The organism is Halomonas sp. YLB-10 (genome assembly GCF_003856855.1).
Classification (GTDB): Bacteria; Pseudomonadota; Gammaproteobacteria; order Pseudomonadales; family Halomonadaceae; genus Halomonas; species Halomonas litopenaei.
Genome location: NZ_RRCU01000001.1, coordinates 633,241 through 644,670, shown reverse-complemented (window position 1 = coordinate 644,670; position 11,430 = coordinate 633,241). Strand labels below are relative to the sequence as shown.

Here is an 11,430-nt window from a genome sequence, read left to right as displayed (position 1 = left end):
CCCGGATCGGGCCCGAGGCCGCATGACGCGGTTCTTGGGCCCGTGGCGTGATGGCCTGTGCAAGGCTAGTCAGTGCCGTCTGTGCGTGACAGAATCGACAGTCTGGACACGCGACACCGCCCGGTTGCCTTCTGCATCACGGGTGGACGAAAAATGACGAGGATTCCATGCCTGAGTATCGCTCCCGTACCACCACCGCCGGTCGCAACATGGCCGGCGCTCGCGCCCTGTGGCGCGCCACCGGCATGAAGGATGGCGACTTCCAGAAGCCGATCATCGCGGTGGCGAACTCCTTCACCCAGTTCGTGCCGGGCCACGTTCACCTGAAGGACATGGGCCAGCTGGTCGCCCGTGAAATCGAAAAGGCCGGCGGTGTGGCCAAGGAATTCAACACCATCGCCGTGGACGACGGTATCGCCATGGGCCACGACGGTATGCTCTATTCGCTGCCGAGTCGCGATCTGATCGCCGACAGCGTCGAGTACATGGTCAACGCCCACTGCGCCGACGCCCTGGTGTGCATCTCCAATTGCGACAAGATCACGCCTGGAATGTTGATGGCCGCCATGCGCCTCAACGTGCCGGTGATCTTCGTCTCCGGCGGCCCCATGGAAGCCGGCAAGACCAAGCTGCTGGATCACGGCCTGGACCTGGTGGACGCCATGGTCATGGCCGCCGACGATTCGGTGGACGAGGAAACCCTGAACGAGGTCGAGCGCAGCGCCTGCCCCACCTGTGGCAGCTGCTCCGGCATGTTCACCGCCAACTCCATGAACTGCCTGACCGAGGCGCTGGGCCTGGCGCTGCCGGGCAACGGCACGGTGCTGGCCACCCACGCCGATCGCCGCCGCCTGTTCGAGACGGCGGGCGAGCGCATCGTCGAGCTGGCCAGGCGCTACTACGAAGGTGACGAAGCGCACCTGCTGCCCCGTGCCATCGGCTCCAAGGCGGCGTTCAAGAACGCCATGACCCTGGACATCGCCATGGGCGGCTCCACCAACACCATCCTGCACCTGCTGGCCGCGGCCCAGGAGGCAGGCGTCGACTTCAACATGATGGACATCGACCGGCTGAGCCGCGAAGTCCCTCAGCTGTGCAAGGTGGCGCCCAATACCCAGAAGTATCACATCGAGGATGTGCACCGGGCCGGCGGCATCATGGCGATCCTCGGCGAGCTGGATCGCGCCGGAGTGCTGGATACCTCGGTGCCCACGGTCTACGGCGACAGCCTCAAGCTGGCCCTCGACGAGTGGGACATCATGCGCAATCCGTCGGCGGAGGTGGTCAACTTCTTCAAGGCCGGCCCCGGTGGTATCCCGACCCAGACGGCGTTTTCCCAGAGCGCCCGCTGGCCGAGCCTGGACGGTGACCGCGCCACCGGTTGTATCCGCGACTACGAACACGCCTTCTCCAAGGAGGGCGGGCTCGCCGTGCTGAAGGGCAACATCGCTGAGAACGGCTGTGTGGTGAAGACCGCCGGCGTCGACGACAGCATCCTGGTGTTCGAAGGGCCGGCCCACGTGGTCGAGTCTCAGGATCAGGCGGTGGAACATATCCTTGGCGACAAGGTGAAGGAAGGCGACGTGGTGGTGATCCGCTACGAAGGCCCCAAGGGCGGCCCGGGCATGCAGGAGATGCTCTACCCGACGTCCTATCTCAAGTCCAAGGGGCTGGGCAAGGGCTGCGCCCTGCTCACCGACGGACGCTTTTCCGGCGGCACCTCAGGGCTGTCGATCGGCCACGTCTCGCCGGAGGCCGCCGCCGGCGGCGCCATCGCTCTGGTGGAAAACGGCGACCGTATCCGCATCGACATCCCCGCTCGGAGCATCAATGTCCTGCTGGACGACGCCGAGCTTGCCGAGCGCCGCCAGCGCCAGCAGGAGCGCGGCAAGGATGCCTGGAAGCCGAGCATTCAGCGTCTGCGCAAGGTGACTCCTGCGCTGAAGGCCTATGCCTTGTTGGCCACCTCGGCAGACATGGGCGCGGTGCGCGATCTGGAAAAGCTTGACGACTAATATCTGCGCTTTTTAGCACAGAGTAGCTCGATGAAGGCCGGCATACGCCGGCCTTCATCGTTGATGGCGTCCAGCGCTCAGGCGACTCGCTTGAAGAAATGAGCGACCGATCAGCGAAATGAAACAGCTTGCGTGTACGCCGGAACTCGATAATTTCCGGGGATTTGGTCATTCTGACGTGACAGGGGATCGACAGATCAAAGAAGCCCTCGACAAGATGGGCGAGATGCAGGCACGGGGACCGCTATGAAAACACAGACTCTCAATGTGGGCCTGGTGGGTTACGGCATGGCTGCCAAGACCTTCCATGCCCCCTTGATCCAGGCCGCGCCAGGGCTCGAGCTGACCTCGGTGGTCAGCTCCGACGCCGACAAGGTCTTGCGTGACCTTCCGGACGTGACGGTGCACGCCAAGCTCAACGAGCTGCTCGAGGTGCGCCACGTTGACCTGATCGTGATTGCTACACCCAACGAGCAGCACTATGCCATGGCCAAGGCGGCCCTTGTGGCAGGCAAGCACGTGGTGGTGGACAAGCCGATCACGGTGTCGGCCTCGGAGGCGCGTCAGCTCCGCGCCCAGGCGGACCGCTCGGAATTGCTGCTCAGCGTCTTTCACAATCGTCGCTGGGACTGCGACTTCCTGACGGTGCGCAAGCTTCTGGAGCAGGGCCGGCTGGGGCGAGTGACGTCCTTTACCTCGCGTTTCGATCGCTATCGACCGGCGGTGAACAACCGCTGGCGAGAGCAGCACAAGCCCGGTGGCGGCATCTGGTACGACCTCGGCCCGCATCTGCTCGATCAGGCCATAGAGCTGTTCGGCATGCCTCGGGCGATTCTGCTGGAACTGGCCTCCGCCAGAGACGGCGCCGAGGTGGATGACGACTTTCTGGCGCTGCTCGAGTACGACCGCCTCAGGGTGACCCTGCAGGCCAGTTCGCTGGTAGCCGAGCCCAGCCCGCGCTTCGTGGTGCACGGCACCGAGGGTAGCTATTCGATCTACGGGCTCGACCCCCAGGAAGGCTGGCTCAAGCAGGGACTGATGCCGAGTGAAGACTGGGGCGTCGACGATGCGCCGGGACAACTGACCCTCAACCGGGGCAGCGCCGAGGAGCCGGACCTGGTCACCGAAGAGTGGCTGTCGGAACCGGGCAATTATCCCGCCTTTTACACTGCCGTCGCTCAGACCCTGCTGCATGGCGACCCGCCGCCGGTGTCCGGCGAGCAGGCGGTGGACGTGATGACCTTGCTGGAAGCGGGGCTCGACAGCTACCGCCAGGGGCGCTGGGTGCGCCTGAAGGAAGGCAACAGCAACCTCCGCCGGCTGCACGCCCGTCGCTGAGGCGAATCAGCCAGGCACGACAAGAGGGCCTTGGCCAAGGAAGCTTGGCCAAGGCAAATTCGACCAAGGCACGTTGACCAGGGGGCCGTCAGGGCCCCCTGGTCGTATTGGTAGGGTGGGTCTTACCAAAGCGAGGTATCGGCCTGCTCGCCCTTGAGCTTGTCCCGGGCGATGTACAGCGCGGCGATGGCGCGGGCCTCGTGGAAGTCCTCCCGGGCGAGCAGCGCGGTTATGCTGTCCAGCGCATGGGTCTCCACCACCAGCGGCTCCGGCTCATCGCCCTCCAGGCGCTTGGGGTAGAGGTCGCTCGCCAGCATGACCTGCATACGCTGGCGCATATAGTTGGGCGACAGGGAAAGCTCGACCAGCGGTTCGATACGCCGGGCGCCCACACCACACTCTTCCATCAGCTCGCGGTTGGCGGCGGTGACGATATCCTCGCCGGGGTCCACGACGCCCTTGGGCAGGGTCAGTACATAGTCCTCGAAACCGGCGGCGTACTCTCGGATGAGCAGCACATGGTCGGGGTCGGGCATGGCGACGATCATGACCGCGCCGATGCCCTTGCCGTTGCCAAGCAGCCGTTCGAAGTGACGCTCGGCGCCGTTGGAAAAGCGCAGTTCGAGTTCCTCGACCCGGAACAGACGGCTCTCGGCGACGGTCTTGCGTGAGAGGATGCGGGGTTTTTCCGGGGAACTGTCGTCCATGGGAGCTCCTGGGCGGTGGGATGGGCTGGTGGATCGCGTAATGAATAACGCAACGAATAGCGCAATGACTAGCGTAATGAACAGGGGGCAGGCGGGGTTGGCGGCGTCGCGGGACATCCGCCGTCCGCACCGGGCCGAGACCAGGCGCAAGCGCCCGGGCTGCGAGCCCGAATGCCTTTGAGGTACACTAACACGTTACTCAGGTGTCGGCGGACGTTCGCCGGCGCAGTGGAACAAGCATTGAGCTGGTGATGGCGGGAGATGAGGTAATGCTCGATTGGGACACCATCGATACCGTGCTGCTGGACATGGACGGCACCTTGCTGGACTTGCACTTCGACAGTCATTTCTGGCTGGAGCATCTGCCTCGCCGCTACGTAGAACTGCATAAGCTGGATGAGGCCACCCAGGAAGTGGTGCGCGCGCGGATCATCCGGGAGCAGGGCACTCTCAACTGGTACAGCCTGGCCTACTGGAGCCGCGAGCTCGACGTGGATATCGTCGAGCTCAAGCGCGAGGTCCAGCATCTGATCGGCCTGCGCGGCGATGCTCTGGACTTTCTGGGCTGGCTCAAGAGCGCCCATCCGCGAGTAGTGCTGGCGACCAACGCCGATCGCGAGAGTCTGGCGCTGAAACTGCCGCTGACGGGCCTCGACGACTACCTGGACGCCATCGTGTCGTCTGCCGATATCGGCGAGCCCAAGGAAGAACAGGCGTTCTGGCATGCGCTCAACGAGATCGAGCCCTTCGACCGCGAGCGGACCCTGTTCATCGACGACAACGCGGCGGTGCTCGAAAGCGCCCGCGAGTACGGTATTCGCCATCTGCTGGGGATCCGCCAGCCGGACAGCCGGCGGCCGGAGAAGTCGCTCAAGGACTTTATCGCGCTGGACCGTTTCGCCGATATCATGCCCTCGGCGCCGCAGACTCCGGAGGCCCCCCGTGGATAGCGTCAGACTCGACAAGTGGCTGTGGGCGGCACGATTCTTCAAGACCCGCGCCCTGGCCAAGAAGGCCATCGAGGGTGGCAAGGTCGAGGTCGACGGGGCCAGGGCCAAGACCAGCAAGTCGGTGAGCCCCGGCATGTTGATACGTGCGCCTCAGGGCTGGGATGTGTGGGAGGTCGAGGTGCTCGAGGTCAGCGAGCAGCGTCGTGGGGCGCCGGAGGCGCGGCGGCTGTACCAGGAGACCGAGCAGAGTCGCGAACGTCGCGAGCGCGAGGCCGATCAGCGCCGCCAGGCCAACGAGGTCTTCAAGCATCCGCTCAAGCGCCCCGACAAGCGGGCGCGCCGCGATATCAAGCGCTTCCAGCGCGAGGGCGGCTCCTGACGGCGCGCGTCGCGCTCATCCCAGCGCCCTCGTCGAACACCCTTCTTTTCGTCAGACGCGCGCCCGCCGGGGCGCGCCCAGCAGAGATCGTTTTTCATGGCTGATCAGATCCAGCGATTCATTATCGATGACACCAACGTCCGCGGCGAAGTCACCCGCCTGTCCGAGGCCTACGACGAGGTGCTCAAGCGTCACGAGTATCCGGCCGCCGTCAATCGTCAGCTCGGTGAACTGCTGGCGGCGGTGGCTCTGTTGACCGACACCGTGAAGCTTGACGGCACCATGACCCTCGAGGTGCGCGGCAGTGGTGACGTCTCCCTGATGATGGCGGAGTCCAATCCTGGCGGTGAGCTTCGCGCCATCGCCCGCCTCGCCGAAGATGCGGCACTGCCCGGCGATGAGGCCGGCTTTCGCGAGCTGGTGGGAGAAGGCCAGATCGTGATCACCCTCGACCCCAAGGAAGGGCGGCGCTATCAGGGTATCGTCGGCATCGAGCACGATCGCCTGGCCGGCTGCCTGGAAGCCTACTTCACCCAGTCCGAGCAGCTGCCCACGCGGCTGTGGCTGGCGGCGGACGGTGTCAGCGCCGGTGGCCTGCTGCTGCAGCGACTGCCCGACGAGTCGCTCAATCAGGATGACGACGCCTGGGATCGCGCCTATCACTTGGCTGCCACCCTCAGCGAACAGGAATTGCTGGAACTGGATGCGGCAACTTTGCTGGTGCGGCTGTTCCATGAGGAGCCATTGCGTACCTTCGAATCCAAGGCGTTGCGTTTTGGTTGTACTTGTTCTCGTTCGCGCATCGCCGGGGGACTGATGTCGCTGGGGCACGAGGAATTGCGTCAGATCGTCGCGGAGCAAGGTACGATCGAGACCCAGTGTCACTTCTGCAACACCCGCTACGCCTTCACCGCGGCCGATGTCGAAGCCTTGATCGAGGACCCCAGCGACGGCAGCCCAACGGTGCATTGAGCGGTTGCAGCGTCCAGGCCCGAGCCGTTTCGCTGGCATGAATGGCAGGCTCGAGGTTATCGGAACTGCGGTGGCGGTTGCAGGTTTGTAGTGGAATGACAGGAAATGCACCAAAAAAGCCGAAATGTTGTAATTAAACTACAATAACGTCTTGAAAAATGGGCATTTCCTGTCTCGGGGTTTTTTGCCATAATCCCCGCCGATCCCGGACGCGTCGTCAGTCGAAGAAGACGGTCGAACCGCGTAGTCGACTCGCCGGATCCCTTGCGCCGTTCGCCCTGTCGGATGGCGCCAGTCCACGAGAGAGAAGCCGAAGGCCCAGGAATCCTATGACCACCACCACGCAGTCTTCTACCGTTCACGTCAACCTCAGCACTGCCGAACTCATCGAGCGTGCGGTGGCCCAGGGCGAGGGCCGACTGGCCTCCCACGGCGCCCTCGTGGTCAAGACGGGTGAACGTACCGGGCGCTCCCCCAAGGACCGGTTCATCGTCGACGAACCGTCCACCAGTGCCCAGATCGACTGGGGCAGCGTCAACCGTCCCTTCGACGCCGAGCGTTTCGATGCACTGTGGGAGCGAGTGGAAGGCTACCTGGGCGAGAAGGACAGCTATGTCAGCGAGCTTCACGTGGGCAGCGATCCGACCCACTACCTGCCGGTTCGTGTGACCACCGAGACCGCCTGGCACAACCTCTTTGGCCGCACCATGTTCGTGCGTCCCGAGGCCTACAATGCGTCACGCAAGGACGAGTGGGAAATCCAGAATGCCCCGCACTTCGTGTGTGAGCCGAGCCGTGACGGCACCAACTCCGATGGCTGCGTGATCATCAACTTCGCCAAGCGCCGGGTGCTGATCGCCGGCATGCGTTACGCCGGCGAGATGAAGAAGGCCATGTTCTCGGTGCAGAACTTCCTGCTGCCCGAGGCCGACGTGCTGCCCATGCACTGCAGCGCCAACGTCGGCGAAGACGGCGAGACCACCCTGTTCTTCGGCCTGTCCGGCACCGGCAAGACCACCCTGTCAGCGGACCCGGGTCGCTACCTGATCGGCGACGACGAGCACGGCTGGGGCGTCGGTACCGTGTTCAACTTCGAGGGTGGCTGCTACGCCAAGTGCATCGACCTGTCGGAAAAGAACGAGCCGGTCATCTGGAACGCCATCAAGTTCGGTACCGTGCTCGAGAACGTGGTGCTCAACGATCGTCGTGAGCCGAACTACGCCGACGACAGCCTGACCCAGAATTCCCGCGCCGCCTATCCACTCGAGCACGTCGACAAGCGTGTGGCCGAGAACCGCGCCGGCGAGCCCAACGCCATCGTCTTTCTGACCTGTGACATGAGTGGCGTGCTGCCGCCGGTGTCGGTGCTGTCCAAGGAAGCCGCCGCCTATCACTTCCTGTCCGGCTACACCGCCAAGGTGGGCTCCACCGAGATGGGCTCTTCCAGCGGTCTGGAAGCGACCTTCTCCACCTGCTTCGGTGCGCCGTTCTTCCCGCGCCCGGCCCGCGAGTACGCGGATCTGCTGATCAAGCGCGTGGCCGAGAAGGACGCCCAGGTCTACCTGGTCAACACCGGCTGGACCGGCGGTGCCTACGGCGAGGGCGGCTCACGCTTCTCCATCCCGACCACCCGCGCCATCATTCACGCGATCCAGACCGGCGTGCTGCGTGACGTGGAAACCCGCCACATCGACGGCCTGAACCTGTCGGTGCCGGTGTCCGTGCCCGGCGTCGATTCCAGCCTGCTGGACCCGCGTCAGACCTGGGAAGACCAGGCAGCCTACGATCGCAAGCGCAGCGAACTGGCGGGCAAGTTTGTCGAGAACTTCAAGAAGTTCGACGGCGTCAGCGACTCCATCGTCAAGGCAGGCCCGAGTCTGGTCTAGGAACTAGATTGAAGGTGCGATGAACCTTGCCGCGAGGCAGGGGTCGAGAAGAGGAGAAGGCGATGGCCTTCTCCTCTTTTTTTGCTCTTGTTCCAGCGCCTTGCCGTCGATAGTTGGCGAAGGTCCGGACGGACAGCGACGATTGAGTGTAAGGAAGGGGAGGGGCAGACCGACCCAGCACAATCCTTGACGCAGGAGACTCTACAATGAAACGACGCAACTTCCTCGCGCTGCTCGGGCTCGGCGGCCTCGCCAGCATGGTGCCGGCGGTGGCCAATGCCCGCCCGGAGCTGGAGCTTTCGCCAAGTCCCGATATCGAGCCGCTGGAATTGAGCGAGAGCGAGTGGCGTGAGCGCCTGAGCCCGGCCCAGTACGATGTGCTGCGCGAGGCAGGGACCGAGCCAGCAGGCTCCAGTCCGCTCGACGGCGAGAAGCGTGAAGGTGAATTTCGCTGTGCAGGTTGTGATCTGTTGTTGTTCACCAGCGCCATGAAGTACGACTCCGGCACCGGCTGGCCGAGCTTCTACGAGCACGTGGAGGGCCACCTGCTGACCAGTGTGGACTACAAGATCCTGTGGCCGCGTACCGAGTACCACTGCGCTCGCTGTGGTGGTCATCAGGGGCACGTGTTCGAGGATGGGCCCGATCCCACCGGTCTGCGCTGGTGCAACAACGGGGTCGCGCTCAAGTTCGTCCCGGCCTGAACGAAAAGCTGCCCGGGGTATGACGCCGGGCAGCGGGTGGCGGCGGCGCAAAAGGGCGCTTTGTGATACCTTGGCCGGATCACAGACGTCGTATTGCCAAGGATTTCATGGACGCTACAGCCAAGATCATTGCCCGCCTGGCCGAAGAACTGGCGGTCAATGCCCCTCAGATCTCCGCGACCGTCGAGCTGCTGGATGGCGGCGCGACGGTGCCGTTCATTGCGCGATATCGCAAGGAAGTGACCGGAGGACTCGACGATACCCAGCTGCGCAACCTGGAAGAGCGCCTGGGCTATCTGCGTGAACTGGAAGAGCGCCGCACCACAGTGCTTGCGGCCATCGACGAGCAGGGCAAGCTCAGCGATTCGCTGGCCGCCAGCATCCAGGCCGCCGATACCAAGCAGCGCCTGGAAGACCTCTACCTGCCCTATCGCAAGAAGCGCCGGACCAAGGCACAGATCGCCCGGGAAGCGGGTCTCGAGCCGCTGGCCGACGCGCTGCTGGCCGATCCAACCCTCGACCCCGAGACCGAAGCCGCGGGCTACCTGCGGCCTGCCGAAGGCGAGACGCCGGCGATCGAAGACGCCAAGGCGGCGCTCGATGGCGCCAAGCAGATCCTGATGGAGCGCTTCGCCGAGGACCCCGAGCTGGTCGGACGCCTGCGCGAGAGACTGTGGAGCGAGGGCGAGCTGTCCAGCCGCGTGATAGCCGGCAAGGAGCAGGAAGGCGCCAAGTTCTCCGACTACTTCGAACACGACGAACGGCTTGCCAAGGTGCCTTCTCACCGCGCCCTGGCGATGTTCCGTGGCCGCAACGAGGGTGTGCTGGCGCTGGCGTTGCGCCTGCCTGGCGAAGACGAGGCGCCGGTGCACCCAGCCCAGGTCGCCATCGCGCGTCACTTCGAGATTCGCGATGAGGGGCGCAAGGCCGACCGCTGGCTGGCCGAGGTGGTGCGCTGGACCTGGCGGGTCAAGCTCTACACCCATCTCGAGACCGAGCTGATGGGGCGTCTGCGTGAGCGGGCAGAAGGCGAGGCCATCGACGTCTTCGCCGCCAACCTCAAGGATCTGCTGTTGGCGGCGCCGGCCGGCCCCAAGACCACGCTGGCCATCGACCCCGGCCTGCGCACCGGCTGCAAGGTGGCGGTGGTCGATGCCACCGGGCAGTTCCTCGAGCAGGCCACCATCTTTCCCCACGCCCCGCGCAATCAGTGGGATGCATCGCTTGCCGAACTGGCGAAACTGGTCAAGAAACACGGCGTCGAGCTGATCGCCGTGGGCAACGGCACCGCTAGCCGGGAGACCGATCGGCTGGCCGGGGATCTGCTCAAGGCGATGAAGGATCCCCGGTTGTCGAAGGTCATGGTCTCGGAGGCGGGGGCCTCGGTGTACTCTGCCTCCGAGTATGCCTCCCGCGAGCTGCCTGATCTCGACGTGACCATTCGTGGCGCGGTGTCGATCGCGCGCCGCCTGCAGGACCCCCTGGCCGAGCTGGTCAAGATCGAACCCAAGTCCATCGGCGTCGGCCAGTACCAGCACGACGTCTCCCAGGTCCAGCTGTCACGCAGCCTCGAGGTGGTCATCGAGGACTGCGTCAACGCGGTGGGGGTCGACCTCAATACCGCCTCCTCGGCGCTGCTGTCGCGGGTGGCGGGGCTCAATCCGGGGCTGGCCGAGAACATCGTCACCCAGCGCAACGCCAAGGGCGCCTTCCGTGATCGCCGTGATCTGCTCGAGGTGTCCCGGCTGGGGCCCAAGACGTTCGAGCAGTGCGCCGGCTTCCTGCGCATCATGAACGGCGCCAATCCGCTGGATGCCAGCGCCGTGCACCCGGAGGCCTATCCGCTGGTCGAGCGTATCGCCGAGCGCAGCGGGCGCGAGCTGTCCGGGCTGATTGGCGACAGCGCCACGCTGAAGGCGCTCAAGCCCAGCGAGTTTGCCGACGAGCGCTTCGGGGTGCCCACCGTCAGCGATATCATCGCCGAGCTCGACAAGCCTGGCCGCGACCCTCGTCCCGAGTTCCGTGCAGCGCAGTTCCGCGAGGGCGTCGAGACGCTCAAGGACCTCGAGCCGGGCATGGTGCTGGAAGGTACCGTGACCAACGTCACCCATTTCGGTGCCTTCGTCGATATCGGTGTGCATCAGGACGGTCTTGTGCACATTTCAGCGCTGTCGGACCGCTTCGTCGAGGATCCACGCACCGTGGTCAAGGCGGGCGACATCGTCAAGGTCAAGGTGATGAACGTGGATCTGCAGCGCTCGCGTATCGGGCTGTCCATGCGCATGGACGATACTCCCGACAGCGCCGACGGAGGTGACGCTCGCCAGGCCCCCAGACGTCGCGAAGGCGGTGGCAAGGGCAAGGGCCCTCGGAGCCAGCAGGGTCGCGGTCAGGCAGGCAAGGGAGGGCGCGACGAGGCCGCTCCCATGGGCGCTCTGGGTGCCGCTCTGCTCAAGGCGAAGCAGGGTCGTTCTTGAAA

The 11,430-nt window shown here is 64.7% G+C and carries 9 protein-coding genes; 8 read left to right on the top strand and 1 reads right to left on the bottom strand.

Annotated elements, in window-relative coordinates; all coding sequences use genetic code 11:
• The first annotated feature begins 167 nt into the window (after positions 1–167).
• Both ilvD and EBB56_RS02575 read left to right on the top strand, forming a co-directional pair.
• A complete protein-coding gene (gene ilvD / locus EBB56_RS02580) occupies positions 168–2,015 on the top strand; it encodes a dihydroxy-acid dehydratase (RefSeq protein WP_045993078.1) in 1,848 nt (615 codons plus the stop codon).
• A 246-nt stretch (positions 2,016–2,261) separates the two neighbouring features.
• Positions 2,262–3,353 (top strand): oxidoreductase, encoded by a 1,092-nt coding sequence (locus tag EBB56_RS02575; RefSeq protein ID WP_124802668.1) that lies wholly within the window; start codon positions 2,262–2,264, stop codon positions 3,351–3,353.
• Positions 3,354–3,475: 122 nt separating this feature from the next.
• On the opposite strand, the gene nudE is transcribed toward EBB56_RS02575, so the two are convergent.
• Positions 3,476–4,060: an ADP compounds hydrolase NudE gene (gene nudE, locus EBB56_RS02570; RefSeq protein WP_045993076.1), complete on the bottom strand. Its 585-nt coding sequence runs from the start codon at positions 4,058–4,060 to the stop codon at positions 3,476–3,478.
• Positions 4,061–4,329: 269 nt separating this feature from the next.
• Between nudE and yrfG the strand changes: the two genes are divergently transcribed.
• The 6 genes from yrfG to EBB56_RS02540 all read left to right on the top strand — a co-directional run bounded on the left by yrfG (position 4,330) and on the right by EBB56_RS02540 (position 11,428).
• Positions 4,330–5,010, top strand: a complete 681-nt coding sequence (yrfG, locus tag EBB56_RS02565) for a GMP/IMP nucleotidase (RefSeq protein WP_124802666.1) — start codon at positions 4,330–4,332, stop codon at positions 5,008–5,010.
• Positions 5,003–5,389 (top strand): RNA-binding S4 domain-containing protein, encoded by a 387-nt coding sequence (locus EBB56_RS02560; protein WP_108131399.1) that lies wholly within the window; start codon positions 5,003–5,005, stop codon positions 5,387–5,389. Before yrfG ends, EBB56_RS02560 begins: the two co-directional genes overlap by 8 nt.
• A 96-nt stretch (positions 5,390–5,485) precedes the next feature.
• Positions 5,486–6,361 (top strand): Hsp33 family molecular chaperone HslO, encoded by an 876-nt coding sequence (gene hslO, locus EBB56_RS02555; RefSeq protein ID WP_108131400.1) that lies wholly within the window; start codon positions 5,486–5,488, stop codon positions 6,359–6,361.
• Between the two features lie 329 nt (positions 6,362–6,690).
• Positions 6,691–8,247, top strand: a complete 1,557-nt coding sequence (locus tag EBB56_RS02550; RefSeq protein WP_124802664.1) for a phosphoenolpyruvate carboxykinase — start codon at positions 6,691–6,693, stop codon at positions 8,245–8,247.
• 206 nt (positions 8,248–8,453) lie between these two features.
• Positions 8,454–8,951, top strand: coding sequence for a peptide-methionine (R)-S-oxide reductase MsrB (gene msrB, locus EBB56_RS02545; protein WP_045994136.1), 498 nt, complete (start codon positions 8,454–8,456; stop codon positions 8,949–8,951).
• A gap of 107 nt (positions 8,952–9,058) precedes the next feature.
• Positions 9,059–11,428: a Tex family protein gene (locus tag EBB56_RS02540; protein ID WP_124802662.1), complete on the top strand. Its 2,370-nt coding sequence runs from the start codon at positions 9,059–9,061 to the stop codon at positions 11,426–11,428.
• Positions 11,429–11,430 lie beyond the last annotated feature (2 nt).